The organism is Bacillus sp. BB081 (assembly GCF_008368895.1).
Lineage (GTDB): Bacteria > Bacillota > Bacilli > Bacillales > Bacillaceae_G > Bacillus_A > Bacillus_A wiedmannii.
Genome location: NZ_QOZX01000020.1, coordinates 40198 through 64116 on the forward strand (window position 1 = coordinate 40198; position 23919 = coordinate 64116).

Consider the following 23919-nt stretch of genomic DNA (forward strand, 5'->3'; position numbering starts at 1 on the left):
CTCATCTAAAGTCTATAGATGTAACCAGTACTGGTTACATTGCCGATACTTTACTATATAGCCAATCTATTAGAGTTAGAATCGTGATACATCATTTCTAGAAAAATGCAACCTATAACGATTTATATTGTTTATCAAAAACACTCCGAAAATATTTGCGGTTATATTCAATTGCAGCATTATTTGGAACATAAGCAGCTGCTAATTCATTGTAATAATAAGCTTTATCTTGCTCGCCTAACTTGCTATAACAAATACACATTTGTAAATAGGGAATCCATGTGTAGCTAGCTGGACTGTGAAAAGGACTCTCTGTTGCCATTGTCACTTCTGTTGCAAGTTTAAACCAAAAAATTGCTTCATTGTATTTTTGTTGATCCATATATATATATCCTATTCTTGTACAATTCTCTCCTCTAGGGACATCATACCGAAATGACTTTACACAAGATTCAACTGCCTTCTCCCACATTCCAAGCTTTGCATAGCAATCCCCTAATTTACCACATGCATAAATTTTCTCTTCATACCAACCTTCATCTTGATTAAGAAATGTTTCATAAAGTAAAACTGCATCATCGTATTTTTGATTATCCATAGATTCATTCGCGTAATAAAATAAATCTCTCGGACTCAATTCTTCTCCAGCTGCTACAGCATCCTGAAAAATTTTCAAATTGCGGTTCGTTACTTTCTTTTCTTTTTTATGTGTAATCGCAACATTACTATTAAAAATCTCACCAAAAATAGCTAAATACTCATGCACCTTTCCAAACCATTGAAATTCTTTTTCCCGCTTTACAAGCCGATATCTTTTTGTACAGTATAAAGGTTTCCCATTAGAATCCATTACAAGATGATAAGGCATCGAAACAGCATCCACATTAGAATCTAATTCTGTTTTTAATAGCTTCAATGCCTCTTGAGCATCTTCTAATAACACATCATCAGCATCTAGCCATAATATATATTCTTGCGTTGCTTTTGAAAAAGAAAAATTTCTAGCTGCCGCAAAATCATTAATCCATGGAAAGTCATATATGTTAGAGGTATATTGAGCTACAATTTCTTTCGTTCGATCAATGGAACCTGTATCAACTATAATAATTTCATCAACGATTTTTTCTACTGCGTCTAAACATCGACCAATTGTATCTTCCTCATCTCGAACAATCATACATAAACTAATTGTAATTCCTTGCTTGTTCAACATAATCACCCTCTTCCAAATCAATCATATGTTATACATACAATAAACTTTCCACTTTTTTAACTTGCACAAGCAGTTTAAGATTTCTTTTCAATAATTCAAATGTCCGTGTCATTTTCTTCCGGTTTTGCATCTACTATATAATGAACGCTTTATGGAGGTGAATTTATGTCAAATAATAATTATTCAGATGGATTAAATCCCGATGAATCTTTATCAGCTAGTGCATTTGACCCTAATCTTGTAGGACCAACATTACCACCAATACCACCGTTTACCCTTCCAACCGGGCCGACTGGACCGACTGGACCAACTGGGCCGACTGGGCCAACTGTACCAACTGGACCTTCTGGACCAACTGGACCGACTGGACCAACTGGACCGACTGGGCCGACTGGGCCGACTGGACCGACTGGACCGACTGGGCCGACTGGACCGACTGGGCTAACTGGACCGACTGGACCAACTGGGCTAACTGGACCGACTGGACCGACTGGACTAACTGGTGCTACCGGACCAACTGGTGCTACTGGACCGACTGGACCGACTGGACCGACTGGACCGACTGGCGCTACCGGACCGACTGGACCAACCGGGCCGACTGGACCAACTGGGCCAACTGGACCAACTGGACCTTCTGGCTTAGGACTTCCAGCAGGATTGTATGCCTTTAACTCAGCTACAGTTTCTTTGGCTCTTGGGATTAATGATCCAGTACCATTTAATACCGTTGGATCTCAGTTTGGTACGGCAATTTCTCAAATGGATGCCGATACTTTCGTAATTAGTGAAACTGGTTTCTATAAAATTACTGTTATTGCTTATACAGCGGCAGTAAGTTTATTAGGAAGTCTTGGAATTCAAGTTAATGGAATTCCTGTACCAGGTGCAGGCACAAGCTTAATTTCACTTGGAGCTCCTATCGTTATCCAAGCCATTACACAAATTACTACAACACCATCGCTCGTTGAAGCAGTTGTTACAGGAATTGGATTATCACTAGCTCTTGGTACAAGTGCATCAATTATTATTGAAAAAATAGCTTAATTTTGCACTTAGCAGTAAGACTGATATCAGTTTTACTGCTTTTTCATTGGTAAATTCAATCATTAAATCTTTCTTTTCTACATAGTCATAATGTTGTATGACATTCCGCAGGAGGAACTTATATGGAAAATAAATCAGCTATCCAGCTTTATCTCGAGTTATTAAAGAAAACAATTTTATTTGAAATATGGTTAGAATACGAACCATACTTACCTGCTTCGCTACATATATCTAAAGAGCTATCATATGAACCAGTTACAGTTCCACTTCCTTTATTTCTTAAGCAATACGTAGAAAATCACAATTTGAAAATCGTTGATCCTAGCGTTTCAAAAAGTGAGCGTCAAGGTGGCAAGGATTGGCCAAGAGCAGCACACAGTATGGTTGGTCGAAAACGTATGAATCAATTGCATGAGGCGATGGAAACTGTTGTAAAGGAAAATATAGAAGGTGATTTTATTGAAACGGGTGTATGGCGCGGAGGATCATGCATTTTTATGAATGGTTTTTTACAAGCAAACAACATTACGGATCGTACTGTGTGGGTTGCCGATTCGTTTGAAGGTCTGCCAGCACCTAACTTAGAACAATATCCGAAAGATTACGGTGATTATTTGCACACATTCGATTACTTACGAGTTTCTTTAGAAACAGTGCAAGAAAACTTTAGAAAATACGATTTATTAAATGATCAGGTGAAATTTTTAAAGGGTTGGTTTAAAGATACCTTGCCTTCAGCACCGGTAGAAAAAATTGCAATTGCTCGCCTTGATGGTGATATGTATGAATCAACGATGGATAGTCTTGTAAACTTATACGATAAAGTTTCAACAGGCGGCTATATTATTATTGATGATTACGGATTGGTAACATGCGCAGAGGCTGTAACAGATTTCAGAAATGAAAGAAACTTAAAAGCTCCTATTACTAAGATTGATGATTTCGGTATTTATTGGCGAAAAGAATAGAATGTAATTTTATTTTTTGAGGGGTTCTATTACACTACTTATTCATAAGAACTAATTGTGTAAAGTTCCCCTCACTATAAATGATTAACTTATATATACAATAGAAATCCCCTACTTTACTAAAAGGACGGAGTGAATGTATGAATGAAAACGAGAAAAAAATCACATTAATTCCACCCCCAGAACTCGTTCAATATGTAGGTGGTAATTTTGAAGAAGTTGGAAAAGAGTTTATGCAGTATTTTATTGAAATTGGCAATTTAAAATCAAATGAAACAGTGTTAGATGTAGGCTGTGGCATTGGCCGAATGGCGGTTCCATTAATGAATTATTTAAGCGATGAAGGTACTTATTATGGATTTGACTTATTCAATGCGGGAATTACATGGTGCAAAAATAACATTTCTACACGCCGTAACAATTTCCATTTTGAACATGTCGATATATATAATCAATTCTACAATCCCGATGGAAAAGAAGATGCTTCCCAATACAAGTTTCCATATGAAGATGAATCATTCGATTTTATTTTTTTAACGTCTGTATTTACCCATCTCCTTCCGAAAGAATTAGAACATTACGTATGCGAGATTTCACGAGTTCTGAAAAAAGATGGGAGATGTTTTATTACTTTCTTTTTAATTAACCCTGAATCATCCTATTACTTAAATACAGGACTAAGTACGTTAGGTTTTTATCATCAAATTGACAATTGTTATGTTCTAAATAAAGATATCCCTAATTTCGCAGTTGCCTATCCTGAGGAAGATATTCGTACCCTATTAAATAAATATGGGCTAGAAATACAGTCCCCCCCTCATTATGGTTCATGGTGTAGCAGAACTGAACACACAAGTTATCAAGATATTATTCTTACACAAAAAACTTCTGAAAGGTAGTTGTATATGAATAATATAAAAAATCCGCCTCTCGTTTCCATCCTTATTCCCACCTATAATCGACCACATTATTTTAAAATTGCTTTAGAAAGTGCTTTAGCGCAAACGTATTCAAATATTGAAATTATTGTAGGGGACGATAGTACAAATAATGAAACAGAAAAATTAATATACAGACATTATTTACATAAGCATAAACATATAACATACATTCGAAATGCCTCTACTCTAGGACAATTTAATAACGCCCTTATGCTCTTAGAACAGTCAAATGGAGAGTACATAAATTTCTTAATGGACGATGATACATTTTATAATAATAAAATCGAAAAAATGATGTTTTATTTCCAACAAGACCTCAATAAAAATCTCGCACTTATCACATCCTATCGCACTTGGATTGATGATAATGGAGATATAATTGAACAACATCCCTCCATGAAAAAATTATATGATGAAGATACTCTACTAAATGGGAAAGATTTTGGAAACCGTATGCTTATGGCAGGACAAAATATTATCGGTGAGCCTACAATCGTACTCTTTAGAAAAAGCCTATTAACGGAACCTTTCGGCACTTTAAATGGCAGAAAATATGGTTGTAGTGTTGATATGGCCTCTTGGATAAGTTTACTTTCAAAAGGTGATGCGATGTATATAACTGAGCCCTTAAGTTCATTCCGTCTTCATACTGGACAGCAAGTACGTCACAAATTCCTTGAGGGCTGTGAAGATTTTTCTCAGCTCGTTTTAACCTCGAAAAAGTATGGTTTCTTACAAGACGCCAAATATTATAAAAAAGGTTTGATAAGAGCTTACGGATGGTATAAAAATGCGATCAAATTTTACGATCTATTTCCAAACCTCATTCCAGATAAAAATACACATGCACGACTTTCTTATTGTTTAAATATCATTACAAAAGAGCTCCGTGCAATATAGTCCATCACAAGGGAGGAGCTATTCCTTCCTCGTGATGTATGACTTCCCACAAATAGTGGAATAAATGTATGCATAGTCTGCTTGTATATTATTTTTACCATGACATGATCCATATACTTACTAGGCGATAGAAAGGAATACATACATTGAAAGATCCAAATTCTCAATATCAAATAGACTACGTATTACTATTCATCTTATTTGCCATTGGGACTGTTAGTTGCTTTGCAATTGCAAGTGCACAAGCCTCTTTACCACCATTTTTGCAAAATGTAAATTTTGTATTAAAGCAAATCCAATGGTACTTCATTGGATTTATAGCCATCGGTTTTATTATGATTATCGATTTCGATCGTTATCAAAAAATTGCTTGGTATTTATATAGCTTTGCATTGGTACTACTAATTGGACTAGAACTTCAAGTACCAGGTGCCGTTACAATAAAAGGTGCGACCGCTTGGTACAGGCTTCCAGGTATCGGAAATTTCCAGCCTTCTGAAATTATGAAATTGTTTTTAATTATCGTCACCGGACGAATTATAGCAAATCACAATGAGAAATATTTTTCCCGAACAATACACGGCGATTTTTTATTACTCGGAAAAATATGTGCAACAAGTTTGCCACCCCTACTACTTATTGCAAAGGAACCTGATTTAGGAAACACAATGGTAATTTCAGCTATGCTCGCAGCAATGATACTAGTTTCTGGTATACGTTGGCGTTTTATTTTCGGATTAGTTTCTTGTATTTTTGTAGCTGGCGTTACATTAACGTATATTTTTTTTACTCATACAAAATTCTTTAAAGCACACATTTTACAAGAATATCAACTAAATCGCTTCTACGGCTGGTTAGCGCCATACAAATATGATGCGCAAGGCTATCAATTAAGACAAGCTTTCTTAGCTACTGGATCCGGGGAAATGCAAGGAAAAGGTTGGGAAAATGGACAAGTATACTTTCCAGAACCACATACAGATTTTATTTTCACCAATGTTGCTGAGCAATTCGGCTTTTTAGGCGCAAGTGTCATTATTTCACTTTTTTTCCTACTTATTTTCCGCATGATTCATATCGCTTTAGAAAGTAATGACCCTTTCGGTAGTTACATATGTGCTGGTACAATCGGAATGTTTACTTTTCAAGTATTTCAAAATATCGGGATGACCATCGGATTACTACCTATTACAGGAATTACATTACCCCTTATGAGCTACGGAGGAAGTTCCTTACTCACATACATGATAGCGATTGGATTCGTTTTAAACGTTCGCTCAAGAACGAAAATCTTTATGTTTAAATGACGAGCAAAAATAGTATATTTTTATCTCTATCCTTTTTTAGATATACTAATGAAAAATATGGTGGAGGTTTAAATATGAAATTTGACATTATAGGGGATATTCATGGATGCTTTCAAGAGTTTCAAGATTTAACGACGAAACTCGGATACAACTGGAATAGTGACCTGCCGTTTCACCCTGACCAACGTAAGCTTGCTTTTGTTGGTGATATTACAGATCGCGGCCCTCATTCATTACGTATGATTGAAATTGCATGGGAACTCGTCATAAATAAAAAGGTAGCTTATTACGCTCCGGGAAATCACTGTAATAAACTATACCGTTTTTTCCTTGGGCGTAATGTGACAATCGCTCATGGACTCGAAACAACTGTTGCCGAATATGAAGCACTGCCTTCTCATAAACAAAACATTATAAAAGAAAAATTCATCACACTTTATGAGCAATCCCCTTTATATCACGTACTCGATGAGAAAAGGTTAATTGTATGTCACGCTGGAATTCGGCAAGATTACATAGGAAGACAAGATAAAAAAGTACAAACCTTTGTATTATATGGTGATATTACAGGAGAAAAACATGCTGACGGCTCTCCTGTTCGGCGCGACTGGGCAAAAGAATATAAAGGAAAAACTTGGATTGTATATGGACATACACCCGTTAAAGAACCTCGCTTCGTAAATCATACAGTCAATATTGACACTGGCGCTGTATTTGGTGGCAAACTAACCGGACTACGTTATCCTGAGATGGAGACTGTTTCCGTCCCTTCCTCCCTGTCTTTTGTCCCTGAGAAATTTCGCCCAATTTCATAACGACCCTTATTTAGATATCATTCACAAATTACGAGGATTACCGTATCATTTAGGCGGCTCTCCTATAAAAACTAGGTAAAGTAATTAAAAAAAGATGCAATAAAGTGCATCTTTTTTTAATTACCCGGCATATACTGTCGCAGGAGGTGACAGAATGAAGAAAAAATCTTCTAAACAAAAAAGAAAATGCCCACCTTTTTATCTGCCTATGTACGGAATTAACAACTGGTGCAGCATTCGAGCTGCAGCTTTAGAAGAACCGGACGGACAAGGGGCTTCCCCCAAAAACAAAGCTAAACCAAAATATGTCTCTTTACAAAATGCTGTAATGAGCCGCATAATCGATAATAGAAAAACAAAGATGCAGCAAAAAAATAAACCTCTCTCTACTCACACTGAACAGATTGTGCCTTCTGAGCAAACAGAGAAAAATACAGAAGAAGATATCCCTGTAGCAATAAATAAAAAAGCAGAATCAGAAATTCCAGCTGCTATTATAAATCAAGTGAAAAAAATAAGAGAAGCATTAGCACCATCCAATGATATACAAACAGAAAAAACGATCATAATTCAAACTCCTACACCTGAAAATACAAAAGTAAAAAAAGGGGGACGTTATGCACATGCAGAGGGGCTTCACTCTAATGCAGAGGGTACAGCTTCACATGCAGAAGGGCTTCTTACACACGCAAAAGCTTCTTTCTCTCATGCGGAAGGATCAAAAACGAAAGCAACTGGACATAGTTCCCATAGTGAAGGAAGTGAAACAACAGCAGGTGGCTCTTATTCTCATGCGGAAGGTAAACATACAATCGCTTTAGGCGAAGCAGCACATGCAGAAGGGACCGCGACTATCGCTAACGGATTCTCTTCTCATGCGGAAGGTAATCATACATCAACAGCTCATTTTGCAGGTAGCCATATTATGGGGCGCTTCGGCACAGCAGAAGAATCTTATTCTTGGTTTATTGCAAACGGCACAAATGAAACCGATCATAATATCGGTGCAAAGTGGCTTGCTCATAATGGGGAAATGTATATTGATGGCGCTTCTTACAATGCAAGTGGAACTGATTTTGCACAAATGTTTGAAACAACAGACAATAATTTTATTGATGTAGGTTATTTCGTTACATTTAGTAGCGAAGAAAAAATTCGGATCGCTACTTCAAACGATTCATTCATTTTAGGAATATCTAGTGCAACCCCCGCCCTTATAGGAAATAGCGGTGCTTTAAGTTGGCAAAAACGCTATAAAACAGATAACTTTGGAAAACGCCAATATGTACGTACGGAATCGCAAGACATACAACCTCTTTTAAATACAGAATGGGATCCAACTTGCAAATATATAGCAAGAAAAGATCGTACCGAGTGGCTTCCTGTCGGATTAATTGGACAAATGTTAGTACGCGATGACGGCACTTGCGAAACGCATGGAAATTGTCGTCCAAATAACGATGGCATTGCTACAAAATCCGAAAGTGGCTTTTTCGTTATAAAGCGCACGGGTGAAAATCAAATTTTAATATTATTCCGCTAAGAAAAAAGGGAACAAAATTCTTCGTTACATAAGAATTTTGTTCCCTTTTTAAATATGCCTTAATACCTCTTCCATATCGCTTGGAATCGTTGTAGTGAAAGACATTTCCTTCTCTAAAATAGGATGATAAAACGTCAAAGATGTACTATGAAGTGCTTGACGTTTTATCACATCTCTTCTTCCTCCATATAAATCATCACCAAGTAACGGATGGCCTATATGAGCCATATGTACACGAATTTGATGCGTTCTTCCGGTCTCAAGCTCAAGTGATACATGCGTCTTATGATTGGCGCTATCCATCACTCTAAAATGAGTAACTGCTCTTTGCCCATTTTCACAAACGGTTCGCTCAATAATGCTATCCGATTTTCGTCCAATCGGTGCATCAATCGTTCCTTCTCGTTCTATCATCTCACCGTGAACAATTGCTTCATATGTTCTTTTCACAGCTTTTTGTTGATGCTGTTTCGATAAAAGATGATGCACGAAACGATTTTTTGCAATAAGCATAAGCCCTGAAGTATCACGATCTAATCTTGTTACGATATGCACCGTACTTGCAAGATGCTGCTTATCATAATGAGATAAGAGCGCATTCGCAACACTACCTGCCGGATGTTCTCTAGACGGAATCGTTGACATGTTCGCCTCTTTGTTTATGACAAGAACCGCATCATCTTCATATACAATACATAAAGGGATATCTTCTTTAATCATCCCTTCACTTCTTTCTTCCACTGGAAAAAAGACACGTAATTCTTCACCAGCTTGCAACTGATGACGAACACTGGCATGTTGATTATTTACTTCAATAGCTCCGCCGCGAAATTTTATATCCGTTAAGGCGGCTTTAGAAATCCCTTTTGTTTTTAAAAATTCTCTAACTAAAGTTCCCTCTTCAGCCGATTCTATATCCCATTTCAATGTAAATCTGTTCAAATATATAAACCCTTTCTATTTATCTGCAACAAACGAGTCACGAACTCGTTTCCAGAACGGGAACGGACGGAAACGAACAAATCGTACTTTCTCGTTTGCAACGCGATACTGGATTGATTTCACATCTTGATGAACCATCGTTAAATGGTCCACCGTAATTTGTAAGTTCATTCCTGCAGCCGGCTTCAACACACATGTATGATGCTTCGGCAATACGAGTGGCGAGCCTACAGTACGAAACACACGGTTATTAATAGATGCCATTTCTGCAATTTGAATCGCTTCAATAGAAGGGTGAATAATCGCTCCGCCAAGCGCCTTATTATACGCAGTACTTCCCGAAGGAGTAGAAATACAAAGGCCATCCCCGCGGAACGTTTCAAAGTACTCTCCGCGTATTTCCACTTCTGTTACTAATGTACCTTCCGCACTTTTAACAGTTGCTTCATTCATCGCCAAATACTGTGACTCTTTACTCCCATTCACATAGCGAATAATCACTTCTAAAAGCGGATATTCCACCACTTGGAATGGTGTTTTAGCAATTGCAATTACTAATTTCTCTACTTCTGTCGGTAACCAATCTGCATAGAAACCTAAATGCCCTGTATGTACACCAACAAATGCTGTTTCATCCAATCGATTATAATAACGATGAAATGCATATAAAAGCGTTCCATCTCCCCCAACAGAAATTACAATATCGGGTTCCTTTTCATCCATTATAAATCCAAAATCTAGCAAGTATTCTTTCATCGTGCTTGCCAGTGTATCTGATGATTGATCTCCCTTTGACATAATTGTAAATTTCATCGCCCAACACCCTTTAGTTTATGATTCGGAATCTTTCGTTTCTTGTTTTCTTGAAAAAGCTTTCTGCGCTTCTTGAATCTCAAGACGAATAGAAGACATTTCTTCATCTAATAAAAACGCCGCTTCCGCTGCGCGTTGCAAGCGTATTTTAATATCTTCAGGAAAACGTCCACTATATTTATAATTTAAAGAATGCTCAATTGTTGCCCAAAAATTCATTGCTAACGTGCGTATTTGGATTTCTACCAATACTTTTTTCTCTCCCTGAATCGTTTGAACGGGGTAACTAATGACAACGTGATAAGAGCGATAGCCGCTATCTTTCTTTTGCGTGACATAATCACGTTCTTCCACGATTTCAAAGTCATTTCGTTTTCGAAGATATTCTACAACAGGCTTAATCTCATCAACAAATTGACACATCATTCGAAGGCCCGCGATGTCTTGCATATCTTCTCTCAGCCGGTCTAACGGTACATTTCTCTTCTCCGCTTTATCAATAATACTAGCAACCGACTTTACCCTTCCTGTTACAAACTCAATTGGAGAATGCTCTGTTAACATTGCAAATTGAGTACGCATTCCTTTTAGTTTCACTTTCAGCTCTGCCACCGCTTGATGGTAAGGTGCTAAAAATTCTTCCCAATTTCGATTCATTTCAACCACCACCAAAATCAATCCATTTGCTTATAGAAATACTTTTTCTACAGCAGTTACTAGTTCTTCTCCGTAATTTGCATTACCTTCAATATTTTCAACTAAATATTCTACTTCTTCTTTTAAATTTTCTAATTCCATTTCAACGTCGTTCACACGAACGAACATTACTATATCGTTATTCATCGCTTCATGCATTGCTTCCCAGCATGTGTGCGGAATACTTACATAAATGAAAGATGATTCGTTTTCTAAAATATATAAAAATGATAAATTGTCTGAGTCTACAAGTACGTGATTACGCGCACTTAACTCCTTTACCTCTATTTCATTATTTTCCGCACAAAAAATAAGCGCATTCTCTCTCTTTTCTACGCTCTTAACTTGAATTTTATTTTGCATGCTCTTACTCCTCCATCTCAACTTCCTGTCTTACTTAACAGTATTATTGTATCATAACATGGACGCAAACAAATAAAACATTGAACCAAATTTATGAAAAAGCGATAATGTGTAAAGAATTATTTTTTAAAAGGAGCGCGCATACAATGACACAAGAAATTGAAATTGAATTTAAAAATATTGTTACAGAAGAAGAATTCGATACATTATGTAAATCATTCTCTATTGAGGTATTTACGAAACAGGTGAATCACTACTTTGAAACACCGGGCTTCTCGTTAAAAGAAGCTGGCTCTGCACTTCGTATTCGTCATAAAGGAGAAACTTATACATTAACATTGAAACAACCTGCAGAAGTCGGCTTGTTAGAAACGCATCAAATCGTAACAGAAGACGAAGCAAGAATGATGATGGAAACAAACGTAATCATTCCAGGGGCTGTAATGGATCAACTACACAAATTACAAATTCCTGTTTCCACTTTAACTTATATGGGTAGTTTAACAACTGAAAGAGCCGAAACACTATTTGAAGGCGGAACGCTTGTCTTTGATCATAGTTTCTATTACAATCACGATGATTATGAAATTGAATTTGAAGTGCAAGATGAAGAAACAGGAAAAGCTGCATTTATTCATTTATTAAAACAGCACGACATACCAATCCGTCATACAAATAATAAAGGAAAACGCTTTTTCCTTGCCAAACAAAACAAAGCACGCTAAAGTGAAAATTCCACTAGTGAATACGTTCTACTAGTGGATATATCTCACTTTTTAAAAGGAAAAGATTCTTTTACATTTGAAAAATAAGCAAAGAACGTTATGAAGGCTGTTTATTTGCCCTCTAGAACATTCCATTGCTACAATAGATATACATTTCATGGAAAAAGGAGTTTATAAAGGATGAGCAAGCAACCGATGACACCATTTGAAGCAATTGGCGGTGAACAATGCATTGCAATATTAGTAGACACGTTTTATTCCTATGTCAGTAAACACCCTGACCTATCTCCCATCTTCCCGGATGATTTAACAGAAACCGCTAGGAAGCAGAAACAATTTTTAACGCAATATTTAGGTGGTCCTAATTTGTACACTGAAGAACATGGTCATCCTATGTTAAGAGCACGCCATCTTCCGTTTGAGATTACTCCAAAACGAGCAGAGGCTTGGCTATCATGTATGGAGCAAGCAATGGATGACACAGGAGTGCACGGTCATATAAGAGAGTTCGTTTTTGAACGTTTAGCGTTAACTGCTCAGCATATGGTTAATACTCCAAACGAAACAGGTGAAGTGTAATGGATAAGCAGGAAGCAACGCATATAAATATGCCATCTCCTTCCGCATGTGAGCATAAGTCTGTAGAAGCATATTTATTTATTGATCCACTTTGTAAAGATTGCTGGGAAATTGAGCCCTTTATTATTAAACTATGGCTTGAATACGGGAAATACTTCTCTATTCGTCATATCGTAACAGGAAAAGTGGATGGAACGAACGCTTCCTCACACAAATGGAATAAACCTGCTAATATTCGATTTGTGTGGGAAAAGACAACAAGTTTACAAGGTTTTTCATGTGATGGAAAGGTACATATGCAAGAAGCATCGTCAACACCATATTTAGTTTCGATGGCAATTAAGGCAGCGGAGTTACAGGGCCGAAAAGCAGGTTCGAAGTTTTTGCGAAAACTCCAAGAATACATTTTCCTTGAAAATGTATCAAACCCTGACTGTGAATTATTACTTGCATGTGCAAGAGATAGCGATATTGATGTAGAAGAATTTAAAAAAGACCTACATTCCGCTAGCGCAAAAAAAGCTTTCCAATGTGACTTGAAATTTACAAATGAGATGCATATTACAGAAATACCTTCTCTCGTATTCTTTCATGCAAATTCAGATGAAGAAGGTATTAAAATCGCTGGAACTTATTCCTATGACGTATACGTACAATTATTGAAAGAACTTGTAAAATGTGAAATCGAGCCAGAACCATTACCACCTTTAGAAGTGTTACTAGAAGCAACGCAATTTATATCTTCAAAAGAAGTAGCATTTATATATGACTGCTCGCAGCAAGAGATCGAGCGTGAACTGAAAAAATTACAACTGAAACGAAAAGTACAAATGATTGACGTAAAATGTGAACGTTATTGGAAATGGATAGCAAAAGAAAAAGACCTGGTGTAAAACACCAGGTCTTCTTCTTTACGGCTTATAAAAATATTAAAGGGGATGGGAGAAATTTTCACGTTCAAACAAAGGGGTATATGTTTGTATGTGAATTCGTTCACGCTTATTATATTACAAGATTCGACGTCAGATGACAACCCCTTTTGTCGAATTTCACACTTTTGTCACATTCTAAACGTTTTCATTTCTGAATAAGCTATAAAAAAGCTATTTTGGAGGTGTTCCGTATGAAAAAAACGTATATTTTACTTATCTTACTAGCTGTCATCGTTTCTTTTTTCTTGTACATCCTCTCTCTACTACAAGCTTTTCCTAAAATTATTGCCTTCCCTCTTTTATTTGGAGTCATTGTCATCGCTCTCTCTTATTTCAACCATAAAAAACGATTTAAAGGTTTTTAACTACAAAAATCACCTGTAAAACTGCCTTCTAATTTAGAAAAAAGAAAGAAATTCACCTTATTTTTTCGACAAATATCGACAAAAATATTTAAAACAAAAAAAGACGAGGTAAATTCCTCGTCTTTACAATTACTTCTCTTCAAATAATAATGCTTCTAATTCATTTAATTTCTCTTCAAATACTTGTAGCGCTTCTTTTACCGGTTCTGGAGATGCCATATCTACTCCAGCTTTTTTCAGCACTTCAATTGGATAATCTGAGCTCCCTGCTTTTAAGAACTCATTAATGTAACGTTCTACTGCTGGTTGCCCCTCTTCTAAAATTTGTTTAGACAAAGCCGTTGCTGCACTAAATCCTGTTGCGTATTGGTATACGTAATAGTTGTAGTAGAAGTGCGGAATACGAGACCACTCTAAACCAATTTCTTCATCGATTACTAAAGCATCACCGAAATATTTCTTATTTAAATCATAGTAGATCTCCGTTAACATGTCTGGCGTAACCGCATGTCCTTCTTGTACTTTCTTATGAATAATATGCTCAAACTCTGCGAACATCGTTTGACGGAATACAGTACCACGGAATCCTTCTAAATAATGATTTAATAAGTATAGACGCTCTTTCTTATCTTCTGTCGTTTTTAATAAATAATCGTTTAGAAGTGCTTCATTACAAGTTGATGCTACTTCCGCAACGAAGATTGAATAATCACCGTATACGTGCGGCTGCGTCTTTCTTGTATAGTAACTATGCACGGAATGACCGAACTCATGAGCAAGTGTATATAAATTATTTACATTATCATGCCAGTTCATTAAAATATACGGATTTGTTCCATATGCACCAGATGAATATGCTCCGCTTCGCTTTCCTTTATTCTCATACACATCTACCCAGCGATTTTCATATGCTTCTTTTAAAATGTCAACATACTCATCACCAAGTACGTTTAAAGACTTTAATAACATGTCTTGTGCTTCTTCATACTTCACGTTCATTTTCACTTCTGGTACAAGTGGTGTATATAAATCATACATATGAAGCTCATCAAGTCCTAGTGCACGCTTACGAATATCAATGTAACGATGTAGCAAGTGTAAATTATCATTTACAGATTCAACAAGTTGATCATACACCGCTTCAGGAATATTATTATTACTTAATGCAGCTTGACGTGCAGAATCGTATTTACGAACACGCGCATTGAAATTATTACGTTTCACAGCTCCGCTTAACGTGCTTGCAAATGTGTTCTTATATTTCCCGTACGTTTCATATACAGCTTTGAATGCATCTTCGCGCACACGACGATCATCACTTTCTAAAAACTGAATGTAACGACCGTGTGTAATTTCCACTTCTTCTCCATCCTCACCTTTAATAGATGGGAATTTCAAATCCGCATTATTCAACATACCAAATGTATTACTTGACGCACTCATTACTTCAGATGCTTCTGCTAATAGAGCCTCTTCCGCTTCAGATAATACGTGCGGGCGTTGACGCGTAATTTCTTCTAATGCATGTTCATATACACTTAAGTCTCTATTTTCTGTCAAGAATGTTTGCAGTGTATCTTCTGAAATCGATAAAATTTCAGGCACAATATATGCTGTGCTACTAGATACTTGTGAATATAAATTTGTTGCGCGGTCATTTAACGCTTGATACACAGAGTTTGTTGTATCTTGATCGTAACGCATATGTGCATATGTATATAGCTTACCTAATCGCATTGAAATTTCGTCTTCATATTGCAATGCTTCAAGTAAATTGTTCGCAGAGTCACCAAGTTTCCCTTTAAATTCAGTTAACTTCGGTAATAGCTCTTTAATAGCTTGGAATTCTTTTTCCCATTCTGCATCTGTTTGGAAAATATCTTCTAATCGCCACGTACTTGATTCTTCAATTTCTTTGCGATCTGGTAATGTTTTTGCTGTGTTTTGTTCAGACATCCTTTAAGCCCTCCTTTAAATATCTCTACTTACATACAATTCGATTTTTCTTATGTAATTCCTTCACGATCAGTCTTTATTATATCCCCTTTTCCTTCTCTCATGTTGTACTTTGCCTCAAATAAAGATAAGGCATACGCTAAGCAAATTTCATCATATTTCATAACTTCCTCCTCTGTTTTTAACATAACCACCTCTCTTTTTTTCCGGTACTTATAAGTCCCTACTTTCTGCAATACACCTGTATAACATAAAAATGTCATATATTCAGCAACTGCTACTTTCCATATATGCCGTGAAAAGTACGGGAGCATGCGCCTTTTCACATACATTTTCACATAACTACATACATATTGAAGGGAAATACAATCCCCTACCGCAAGCTCACCTATACACTTTATATATAGAAAAGCTTGCCATATAAATGGATTTGTTTGAAAAACAAATGAGGACGGGAGTGGCACACCAATTTCAGAAGGAAAATTTGCTGGGGTACATTTACATTGATATAAGAGGCGTAATAGTGACTTATGATTGTAATTCCAAATCGGCAGAGCATTTTGCCGAAAATAGCTCTTTCGCTTTTTCCATTCCTCACCTAATGTTTCTTTTCGGAAAGAGACGGGAGAAAAGAGCATTTCAAAAGTAGTCGTTTCAGTTGGTAAATAGATAATATGTGAGAAAGAGACGCTTGTAGAAAATGAAGTGAGAAACGCGCATTTCATAAATGATTTTTGTTTCGAACAGAAGAAAATAAGAAATGGCTGAGGATAAGATTGTAAGGAGAAAGCCATAAGTGAGGAGAATTTCATCCAATATGCTGATTGCCTTTTCAATTGATTTCCACCAATGATCCAAATGACCTGTATACCAGCTCGCCAATACGAATAGGTTCGTTTGTACAGCTGCTCTATAGAAAGATTGGCGCATTGGTATTCAATCGCAATTGTTCTCCCTGCTCTCTCTATGAAAATATCTGGTCGTTGCTGAATTTCTGGAAGATAGTGCTCTATATACACAGGAAAGTTTTGACGTTTGAACCACCTATATAACAATTCTTTACCGTGCATATGATACATAGATTCTGCTTCATAAAAGGCAAGACACGCGTCCATTTTCTTATGAGCAAAATGCCAACTTTTTTGTTTCCCTAATTTCATTTGCACTTCCTTCCCGCAAGCTATGCAAAAGAAGCTTTCCATTTTACGCATACGATGTAAAAGCTCTTCATCATGATGATAGAGTAGATGAATTTTTTCTCCGTTTTCTCTTTTGGCGATAAACATCGGAATCACACCCTTTCAGCTCCTTATATTCTACAATTTATTACAAATTCCTTTTAAAAAAGAGATGTCCCAATTTCGGACATCTCTTTTTATAATAAAGGTGATAATAATCGATACGTCGATTCAACAATTCGTCTATGAAGACGCCTTTTATGAAAACGATCGACATGAATTTCACTTGATTCTTCTATATCCTCTTTATAATCTTGAACAAGTTTTCGAATGCTGTCTGTATCATATAAAAAGGCATTTACTTCAAAGTTCAAATGAAAACTTCTCATATCCATATTAGCAGTCCCAATTGAAGCTAAATCAGAATCGACAATGACAACTTTACTATGAAGAAAGCCTTTTTCGTATTCATATATCTTTACCCCTGCATCTAATAGCTCTGGGAAGTACGATCTCGATGCGTAAAAGACGGTGCGCTTATCAGGCTTACTCGGCATTAACAAACGGACATCAATACCAGCAAGTGCAGCTACCTTTAATGCGGATAAAATATCATCATCTGGAATGAAATACGGCGTCGCAATCCAAATTGATTTCCGTGCAGAAGAAATCATGGCAAAATATAAATGTTTAATTGTTTCCCATTTATTATCTGGTCCACCTGCAACGAGCTGTACGCCTCCCCAATGATCACCCTCAACTGCTTTCGCTTGTAAATATTCAGGGGCCAGCACAGCCTCACCAGTCATATAAAACCAATCTTGAAGGAAAATAAGTTGCAAGCTTTGAACAGCTTCACCACGCAAATATAAATGCGTGTCTCGCCAAAAACCGAAATATTTATCCTTCCCTAAATATTCATCACCAATATTTAATCCACCGACAAATCCTTCATTTCCATCAATAATAACGATTTTTCGGTGGTTTCGATAATTAATCTTATCGTTTAAAATCGGAAAGCGCACAGGGAAAAACGGAATCATTTCTACTCCTGCATCATTCAATTCTTCAATATATGAATTCGATAATCTAAAACTTCCAACCGCATCATATAAAAAACGAACGACAACACCTTCTTTTGATTTCTGTATTAAAATATCTTTAATTTCTGTTCCAAGCTTATCATCACGCACAATGTAATATTCCATATGAATGTGGTGTTTCGCTCGTTTTAATCCATCTAAAATGGCCTGAAACGTTTCATCTCCATTTGTTAATGTTCTCGTTTCAGTTTGAAATGAAATATTTAAAGCGCCTAAGCGGTCCGCTAAACGAAATAACAGCTCTTGGTGCTTATGATTGCGCAAAATCCGTTCTTCGTAATCTTCATGCCCTTTATATTGTAAAAATGCTTGTTCATCGAGCAACGCCTTCTTTTGGAACATTCTCTTCCTCCGAAAGTTCTGTCCAAATAATAAATAAGCGAAGAATCCAAATACCGGAAAAATACCTAACACAATGAGCCATGTAAGTGTTTTAGACGGATGACGGTTCTCTAAGAAAATAACGCAGCCAATTAAAAATGCAGATACCGTAAATAAAATACTAATAATACCTAAAATCGAAACATCTTTTATACCAATTACATCCGAATAAAATGCTACATCAATAAACATACGTAACGAAACAAATAACGCGAACAATAGTAAAACAAAGAAAATCAACTTTAACGTATTTTTCATCTCTTACCTCCTTACTAAGAAAGCTTTCCTATTCTTCATATAAAAAGCCGATTTCATACTACAGAAATCGGCCTACGTTTTAGCAGGAAAATTATTGCGAATTGTTTCAAGCGCATGCTCTTTCACAATTTGTTTCCCATACTCACTTACACGATGAATTGTTAAAGTTGATTCTTCTCCGTATTCTAAAACAATACTTAAAATACGATCAATTTCTTCTTCATCATGTAGCACTTCATCGAATTCCACATATACATAATAGCGGTTCTCAAATGAATACAGCTCATCTTTTATATCTTCAAAGATAAGACGGTGGCTTAATGAAATGACATCTTCAAAATCATTAAATTTAATTAAAAATCCAAACGTACCATCTTCGTTAAAGTTTGTTCCTGCTTGTTCCTCTACCTCTTCCACTAATTCTTGCTGGAATAATGATTCAATGCCTTCATCTAGAGGAATGTCTATAATTTTATCTACACCTATTGGTAGTTCTAGCTTTTGTCCATCCTTTGAAAGCTCTGCTTTCGTTACAAGTACTTCAATCCCTTTATCGACTGCTTGCACTTGAATCCATAACGGTCCATCAATAAAGAACTCATCATGATCACGAGCTTCGTCCATCATCTCCCAAAAGAGCTCTTCACTTCGTTCGCGGTCATACCAAATTTCTTCACGATTAAACCCTCTATCCTCTATATCAATGTACGTAATAAAAAATTTCATCGTATGGTCATTAATTCTTTCAATATCCAAAATACAACTCTCCCTTCCTGCTTAGAATTGTTATGAAGGGATTCCCCACTCATATGACAAATCAATAGATTCTTGTACTCTCATTTTATGATAAGATTCTCCAGAATGGAAATAAAATCGATTTATTTTACAAAAATAGTTATATGCCTATCTTTATTCGACCATCTACACAAATATATCATTATAGCGATTTCTCACTCATGAAAAATTTGGACATACATTTCCACCCTCCCCCGTACACTGTAATAAAGTGAAACTTTTATTAGAGAAGATTATTTAGTCTCTCTCTTCACCACATACATACAGTTCGCTTATTAAAACATCATAAATGGAGGCAGACGAATGGACTTAGAGTTTTTAACATCTGTACTAATGATTGTCGGTATCGATGTTGTATTAGGTGGTGACAACGCAATCGTCATCGCACTAGCTAGCCGAAATTTACCTGAATCGAAACGAAATAAAGCCATTTTGATTGGTACTCTTTTAGCAATCGTACTAAGAATTATCCTTACTATACTAGCTGTCTATTTACTCGACATTCCATTTCTACAACTTATCGGGGGCGTTTTACTTACATTAATTGCAGTAAATTTACTAACTGATAATAGCAACGATCTTTCTGCTATTCAGGGGAAAACAACTTTATTTCAAGCTGTGCGTACAATTGTATTCGCGGATCTCGTTATGGGGTTTGACAACGTTATTGCCATTGCAGGTGCAGCTCACGGAAGATTTTTACTCGTAATAATCGGCTTACTCATTTCTATCCCGATTATTATTTGGGGCAGCAAACTTATTTTAATACTTATGGAACGCTTTCCATTCCTCATTTATTGCGGAGCAGCGATTCTCGCCTATACAGCAGGAAAAATGGTTACACATGAAGACAGGCTTGCAACGTTCTTTCATAATAATCCAAATTTCACCACAAGCATGCCTTTCTTATTCATTTTCACTGTTCTATGCATCGGTATTATCGTGCAACAAGTTCGATTACGAAATGTGAAACATTAAAAAAAACCTTCTACTATATAATAGGTAGAAGGTTTTCATATTATTATAATTAATTTACAAGACGCTGTGCTTCACGTAATTGAAACGTTCTTACTGTACGTGGTAAGAAACGGCGGATTTCGTCTTCATTGTAACCTACTTGAAGGCGCTTCTCGTCAATCATAATTGGACGACGTAAAATCCCTGGATAGTCACGAATCATCTTATATAAATCTTGAAGTGGTAAAGACTCTAAGTTTACATTTAATTCTTGGAAAACTTTCGAACGAGTAGAAATAATCTCATCCGTTCCGCTTTCTGTCATACGTAAAATCTCTTTAATTTCCTCAATCGTTAATGGATCTGAGAAAATATTACGTTCTGTATAAGGAATATGATTTTCCTCTAGCCATAATTTCGCCTTTCTACAAGACGTACAGCTTGGAGAACTATATAATGTTACCATACAAAGCTCACTCTCCTTAAAGAGTACAAATTCTGTACTAATTACAGTTTAAATTTCTAAATTCAGCAATTTTTTACGATACCTTGTCTTATAACAAAGTGCAAAAAATCTCATTTCATGTAAGCAACAACTTTGAGCAAACAACAATTACTTTTAATAAGTAACTTCTATAATCATTATACAATAGATTTTGCAAGAAATATACAGTAAATTTCCTTCTAATTGAGAAAACTCTTCCGTGTATTCCACTGCTATGTAACATGATCAAACTCACTTCAGCTGTAATTTAACAATAATCTTCAACCCTCTTAATACTGGCTTGTCATAGATTTTTCATGTGATATACAGTTATTTCCCCATAATCTTCTCTATGAAAAAGAGAACGTTTTCTTACCTTTTCTTCATAAATCAATTAAGAAATGTAAGACTATACAAGTGAGAATTAAAAGGAACGCTTGTTCTCATTTTAACAAACATCCTCATCCATGTCTATACGATTTCTAAAATAAATCAATTATTTTTCTGACATTTCTTTCTTTTTTATCTTTTATCTCATACAATAAACATACAGACAGGCAAAGGGGGAATTTGCAAATGATTGCTTTTTTTATTGATTTTGTCACTGTTGCTGCCCTCATCATCGGAATCACAGCATTGATTGGCGTCATTACAAATAGCATTGGTGAAAAACTCTTTGGCGGGAAAGAAAAAATGAAGTTTGTTAATAAAAGCTTGGATGTTCAATCCGGCTGGAATCAAGTTGGCGGGAAAGGTATTTATAAGAAACGTACGTATTAAAAAAAGCAGGCGGTTAGCCTGCTTTTTTTATTTTTCTACAGATGCCCACTTAAAGCTTAATTCGCCGCCATATTTGTGGATATATACATCTTTAATTGTTTCTCTTTCTAATATAGATCTACCGCGTTGGAATACTGGTGCAATTGCTGCATCCTCAAATAAGATTTTTTCCGCTTTTAACAGGTCATTCCAACGTCCTTTTACATCTGAACCTTCTTGCTTTGCCTTTTTAATAAGACCATCATACTGGGCATTAGAATAACTCATTTTATTTTGTGAACCATCTGTTATAAACATATCAAGGAATGTGATTGCATCAGGGAAATCAGGTCCCCATCCAGTAAACGAAATATCAAACTGTCCACTATCTTCAAGTTTTAATTTTTGTGCAAATGGTTGCATCTTAATCGTTACTGTTAGACCTGGTAAATTCTTTTCTAATTCTCCCTTTACATACTCACCAATTTTCTTAGATTCTTCATTATCAAAGTTTAAAAATTCTAGTTCTATTTTATCCTTACCTAATTCTTTCTTTCCTGCTTCCCAGAATTTTTTAGCTTCCTTCACATCTACTTTTGAAAGTTTTCCATTTTCTTTTCTGAAATCCTGCTTATCTGGTCCCTTAACAAAATCAGATGGTACTAAACCATAAGCTCCCTTAGAACCATTATTTAAAATAACCTCACCAATACCATCTCGATCGTATGCACTAGAAATAGCCTTACGAATATTTTTGTTAGCTAACGCTGGATTTTTTTGATTAAAACGCAAGAAGAACACAGTTGGATCATTAATTGTTTTAAAATCTTTTTGCCCTTTATACTTATCAACTAATTCTGCTGATAAACCAACTCTGTCAATCGCATTCGTATTATACAAATTAACAGCTGCTCCTGTATCTTTTACAACATTAAAATTAACTTCTTCTAATTTCACTTCTTTTTGATCCCAATAACTTGGATTTTTCTTTAATTGGAAACTTTGTTCATGTTTCCATTCATTTAATACAAATGGACCGTTATACAAAGTTGTATTTGCTTCCAAACCAAATTTTTCTCCCTGTTCTTTCATATACTTCTCATTTAATGGGAAAAATAGTGGATACACCGTTAAATCAAGAAAATATGGAACTGGATTATCCAATTCAACTTCTAATGTATAATCATCTATCGCTTTTACACCTAATTGATCTGGTGATAGCTCTCTTTTATTAATTTTCTCTGCATTTTTCACATCTAGCATGATATATCCTGATTTCGCTGCCGTATCAGGGTTAACAGCTCTTTGCCATGCATATACAAAATCTTTAAATGTATATTTTTTACCATCTTCAGATTTCGTATGGGATTTCGCTACACCTGGAACTAACTTATCGCCTTTCCCAAGTCGATATAGCCCCTCCATCGTATTATTCATAACTTTTGAAGAAGCAGCATCCGAGGCAAGTGTTGTATCCATTGTCGGAATTTCAGACACTTCTGTTAGATTAATAACTTGCTTCGCACCGCTTTTCCCGCTATCCCCTTTTGCGTTCGCTTGCGGTTCATCTTTTTGGTAGCTACATGCCCCTAACATCATGCTCATCGCTACTGTTGATACTACAAAAACTGGCATCTTTTTTTTCATACTTCCACCCTCCACAAAAATGTTAGCCCTTTCATTTTCAAACAAAAAGAAATATATATATGTTCTAACAATTCATATTATACACACAAATATATTTTTTGTATATTTATATTTCTATTTTATTAAAATTTCCTGTTAAAAATATACCTTTGTAAACGTTTCATATTGCTGATTATCCTTACTAAAGTGTTGAAAATAAATATTTTTATATTTTTCTAAATTATCAGAGGAAAATAAATTTTATATTTCATAATA

The 23919-nt window shown here is 35.9% G+C and carries 24 protein-coding genes; 13 read left to right on the forward strand and 11 right to left on the reverse strand.

The window, feature by feature from the left end; genetic code table 11:
* Nucleotides 1-112 precede the first annotated feature (112 nt).
* Nucleotides 113-1213, reverse strand: a complete 1101-nt coding sequence (locus tag DN394_RS11710; RefSeq protein WP_087979805.1) for a glycosyltransferase — start codon at nucleotides 1211-1213, stop codon at nucleotides 113-115.
* Between the two features lie 165 nt (nucleotides 1214-1378).
* Between DN394_RS11710 and DN394_RS11715 the strand changes: the two genes are divergently transcribed.
* The 7 genes from DN394_RS11715 to DN394_RS11745 all read left to right on the forward strand — a co-directional run bounded on the left by DN394_RS11715 (nucleotide 1379) and on the right by DN394_RS11745 (nucleotide 8731).
* A complete protein-coding gene (locus DN394_RS11715; RefSeq protein WP_098953839.1) occupies nucleotides 1379-2257 on the forward strand; it encodes a BclA C-terminal domain-containing protein in 879 nt (292 codons plus the stop codon).
* Nucleotides 2258-2379: 122 nt separating this feature from the next.
* On the forward strand, nucleotides 2380-3225 hold the full coding sequence (locus DN394_RS11720) for a TylF/MycF family methyltransferase (protein ID WP_087979803.1): 846 nt from the start codon (nucleotides 2380-2382) through the stop codon (nucleotides 3223-3225).
* A 140-nt stretch (nucleotides 3226-3365) separates the two neighbouring features.
* On the forward strand, nucleotides 3366-4124 hold the full coding sequence (locus DN394_RS11725; protein WP_087979802.1) for a class I SAM-dependent methyltransferase: 759 nt from the start codon (nucleotides 3366-3368) through the stop codon (nucleotides 4122-4124).
* A 6-nt stretch (nucleotides 4125-4130) separates the two neighbouring features.
* Complete coding sequence (locus DN394_RS11730; protein WP_097917806.1) at nucleotides 4131-5066, forward strand: glycosyltransferase family 2 protein; 936 nt, start codon at nucleotides 4131-4133, stop codon at nucleotides 5064-5066.
* A 146-nt stretch (nucleotides 5067-5212) separates the two neighbouring features.
* Nucleotides 5213-6373, forward strand: coding sequence for an FtsW/RodA/SpoVE family cell cycle protein (locus tag DN394_RS11735; RefSeq protein WP_097917807.1), 1161 nt, complete (start codon nucleotides 5213-5215; stop codon nucleotides 6371-6373).
* 74 nt (nucleotides 6374-6447) lie between these two features.
* Entirely contained in the window at nucleotides 6448-7188 is a 741-nt protein-coding gene (gene prpE / locus DN394_RS11740) for a bis(5'-nucleosyl)-tetraphosphatase PrpE (protein ID WP_098953840.1), read from the forward strand.
* Nucleotides 7189-7342: 154 nt separating this feature from the next.
* Complete coding sequence (locus DN394_RS11745) at nucleotides 7343-8731, forward strand: peptidase G2 autoproteolytic cleavage domain-containing protein (RefSeq protein ID WP_097917809.1); 1389 nt, start codon at nucleotides 7343-7345, stop codon at nucleotides 8729-8731.
* 48 nt (nucleotides 8732-8779) lie between these two features.
* On the opposite strand, the gene DN394_RS11750 is transcribed toward DN394_RS11745, so the two are convergent.
* From DN394_RS11750 to DN394_RS11765, 4 genes are read right to left on the reverse strand one after another with little or no spacing between them, the layout of a single operon-like run.
* Nucleotides 8780-9673, reverse strand: coding sequence for an RluA family pseudouridine synthase (locus DN394_RS11750; protein WP_097917810.1), 894 nt, complete (start codon nucleotides 9671-9673; stop codon nucleotides 8780-8782).
* Between the two features lie 15 nt (nucleotides 9674-9688).
* Entirely contained in the window at nucleotides 9689-10486 is a 798-nt protein-coding gene (locus tag DN394_RS11755) for an NAD kinase (RefSeq protein ID WP_000673190.1), read from the reverse strand.
* 18 nt (nucleotides 10487-10504) lie between these two features.
* Nucleotides 10505-11143, reverse strand: coding sequence for a GTP diphosphokinase (gene yjbM / locus DN394_RS11760; RefSeq protein ID WP_001081480.1), 639 nt, complete (start codon nucleotides 11141-11143; stop codon nucleotides 10505-10507).
* Between the two features lie 30 nt (nucleotides 11144-11173).
* Nucleotides 11174-11545, reverse strand: coding sequence for a UPF0738 family protein (locus tag DN394_RS11765; RefSeq protein WP_001179996.1), 372 nt, complete (start codon nucleotides 11543-11545; stop codon nucleotides 11174-11176).
* Between the two features lie 146 nt (nucleotides 11546-11691).
* On the opposite strand from DN394_RS11765, the gene DN394_RS11770 reads away from it, so the two are divergent.
* The 4 genes from DN394_RS11770 (at nucleotide 11692) to DN394_RS28945 (ending at nucleotide 14146) form a co-directional block, all read left to right on the forward strand.
* Nucleotides 11692-12270 (forward strand): CYTH domain-containing protein, encoded by a 579-nt coding sequence (locus DN394_RS11770; protein WP_149293804.1) that lies wholly within the window; start codon nucleotides 11692-11694, stop codon nucleotides 12268-12270.
* A gap of 180 nt (nucleotides 12271-12450) precedes the next feature.
* Nucleotides 12451-12849: a globin domain-containing protein gene (locus DN394_RS11775; protein ID WP_000043382.1), complete on the forward strand. Its 399-nt coding sequence runs from the start codon at nucleotides 12451-12453 to the stop codon at nucleotides 12847-12849.
* Complete coding sequence (locus DN394_RS11780; RefSeq protein WP_000360672.1) at nucleotides 12849-13742, forward strand: ClpXP adapter SpxH family protein; 894 nt, start codon at nucleotides 12849-12851, stop codon at nucleotides 13740-13742. The genes DN394_RS11775 and DN394_RS11780 overlap by 1 nt, the downstream gene beginning before the upstream one ends.
* Nucleotides 13743-13972: 230 nt before the next feature.
* A complete protein-coding gene (locus DN394_RS28945) occupies nucleotides 13973-14146 on the forward strand; it encodes a hypothetical protein (protein ID WP_046957017.1) in 174 nt (57 codons plus the stop codon).
* Between the two features lie 129 nt (nucleotides 14147-14275).
* On the opposite strand, the gene pepF is transcribed toward DN394_RS28945, so the two are convergent.
* The 4 genes from pepF to mecA all read right to left on the reverse strand — a co-directional run bounded on the left by pepF (nucleotide 14276) and on the right by mecA (nucleotide 19778).
* On the reverse strand, nucleotides 14276-16102 hold the full coding sequence (pepF, locus tag DN394_RS11785; protein WP_097917812.1) for an oligoendopeptidase F: 1827 nt from the start codon (nucleotides 16100-16102) through the stop codon (nucleotides 14276-14278).
* Between the two features lie 50 nt (nucleotides 16103-16152).
* Nucleotides 16153-17397 (reverse strand): competence protein CoiA, encoded by a 1245-nt coding sequence (locus DN394_RS11790; protein WP_097994399.1) that lies wholly within the window; start codon nucleotides 17395-17397, stop codon nucleotides 16153-16155.
* Nucleotides 17398-17477: 80 nt separating this feature from the next.
* Nucleotides 17478-19022 (reverse strand): cardiolipin synthase, encoded by a 1545-nt coding sequence (locus tag DN394_RS11795; RefSeq protein ID WP_000799209.1) that lies wholly within the window; start codon nucleotides 19020-19022, stop codon nucleotides 17478-17480.
* A gap of 72 nt (nucleotides 19023-19094) precedes the next feature.
* On the reverse strand, nucleotides 19095-19778 hold the full coding sequence (mecA, locus tag DN394_RS11800) for an adaptor protein MecA (protein WP_098953844.1): 684 nt from the start codon (nucleotides 19776-19778) through the stop codon (nucleotides 19095-19097).
* A gap of 342 nt (nucleotides 19779-20120) precedes the next feature.
* Between mecA and DN394_RS11805 the strand changes: the two genes are divergently transcribed.
* Nucleotides 20121-20795, forward strand: coding sequence for a TerC family protein (locus DN394_RS11805; protein WP_000362605.1), 675 nt, complete (start codon nucleotides 20121-20123; stop codon nucleotides 20793-20795).
* Nucleotides 20796-20844: 49 nt separating this feature from the next.
* Here DN394_RS11805 and spx read toward each other — a convergent pair whose 3' ends face one another.
* The gene (gene spx / locus DN394_RS11810; protein ID WP_000258267.1) at nucleotides 20845-21240 is read right to left on the reverse strand and encodes a transcriptional regulator Spx; all 396 of its coding nucleotides are present in this window, start codon (nucleotides 21238-21240) and stop codon (nucleotides 20845-20847) included.
* 594 nt (nucleotides 21241-21834) lie between these two features.
* Here spx and DN394_RS11815 point away from each other — a divergent pair.
* Entirely contained in the window at nucleotides 21835-22038 is a 204-nt protein-coding gene (locus tag DN394_RS11815; protein ID WP_000559978.1) for a hypothetical protein, read from the forward strand.
* Nucleotides 22039-22065: 27 nt separating this feature from the next.
* Here the strand turns inward: DN394_RS11815 and DN394_RS11820 are convergent, their stop codons facing one another.
* Entirely contained in the window at nucleotides 22066-23664 is a 1599-nt protein-coding gene (locus DN394_RS11820; RefSeq protein ID WP_149293805.1) for a peptide ABC transporter substrate-binding protein, read from the reverse strand.
* Between the last annotated feature and the right edge of the window lie 255 nt (nucleotides 23665-23919).

Coding starts and splice junctions, on each gene's coding strand:
- DN394_RS11710 (WP_087979805.1), bottom strand. CDS start 1,213: ATGTTGAACAAGCAAGGAATTACAATTAGTTTATGTATGATTGTTCGA.
- DN394_RS11715 (WP_098953839.1), top strand. CDS start 1,379: ATGTCAAATAATAATTATTCAGATGGATTAAATCCCGATGAATCTTTA.
- DN394_RS11720 (WP_087979803.1), top strand. CDS start 2,380: ATGGAAAATAAATCAGCTATCCAGCTTTATCTCGAGTTATTAAAGAAA.
- DN394_RS11725 (WP_087979802.1), top strand. CDS start 3,366: ATGAATGAAAACGAGAAAAAAATCACATTAATTCCACCCCCAGAACTC.
- DN394_RS11730 (WP_097917806.1), top strand. CDS start 4,131: ATGAATAATATAAAAAATCCGCCTCTCGTTTCCATCCTTATTCCCACC.
- prpE (WP_098953840.1), top strand. CDS start 6,448: ATGAAATTTGACATTATAGGGGATATTCATGGATGCTTTCAAGAGTTT.
- DN394_RS11745 (WP_097917809.1), top strand. CDS start 7,343: ATGAAGAAAAAATCTTCTAAACAAAAAAGAAAATGCCCACCTTTTTAT.
- DN394_RS11755 (WP_000673190.1), bottom strand. CDS start 10,486: ATGAAATTTACAATTATGTCAAAGGGAGATCAATCATCAGATACACTG.
- yjbM (WP_001081480.1), bottom strand. CDS start 11,143: ATGAATCGAAATTGGGAAGAATTTTTAGCACCTTACCATCAAGCGGTG.
- DN394_RS11765 (WP_001179996.1), bottom strand. CDS start 11,545: ATGCAAAATAAAATTCAAGTTAAGAGCGTAGAAAAGAGAGAGAATGCG.
- DN394_RS11770 (WP_149293804.1), top strand. CDS start 11,692: ATGACACAAGAAATTGAAATTGAATTTAAAAATATTGTTACAGAAGAA.
- DN394_RS11775 (WP_000043382.1), top strand. CDS start 12,451: ATGAGCAAGCAACCGATGACACCATTTGAAGCAATTGGCGGTGAACAA.
- DN394_RS11780 (WP_000360672.1), top strand. CDS start 12,849: ATGGATAAGCAGGAAGCAACGCATATAAATATGCCATCTCCTTCCGCA.
- DN394_RS28945 (WP_046957017.1), top strand. CDS start 13,973: ATGAAAAAAACGTATATTTTACTTATCTTACTAGCTGTCATCGTTTCT.
- pepF (WP_097917812.1), bottom strand. CDS start 16,102: ATGTCTGAACAAAACACAGCAAAAACATTACCAGATCGCAAAGAAATT.
- DN394_RS11795 (WP_000799209.1), bottom strand. CDS start 19,022: ATGAAAAATACGTTAAAGTTGATTTTCTTTGTTTTACTATTGTTCGCG.
- DN394_RS11805 (WP_000362605.1), top strand. CDS start 20,121: ATGGACTTAGAGTTTTTAACATCTGTACTAATGATTGTCGGTATCGAT.
- spx (WP_000258267.1), bottom strand. CDS start 21,240: ATGGTAACATTATATAGTTCTCCAAGCTGTACGTCTTGTAGAAAGGCG.
- DN394_RS11815 (WP_000559978.1), top strand. CDS start 21,835: ATGATTGCTTTTTTTATTGATTTTGTCACTGTTGCTGCCCTCATCATC.
- DN394_RS11820 (WP_149293805.1), bottom strand. CDS start 23,664: ATGAAAAAAAAGATGCCAGTTTTTGTAGTATCAACAGTAGCGATGAGC.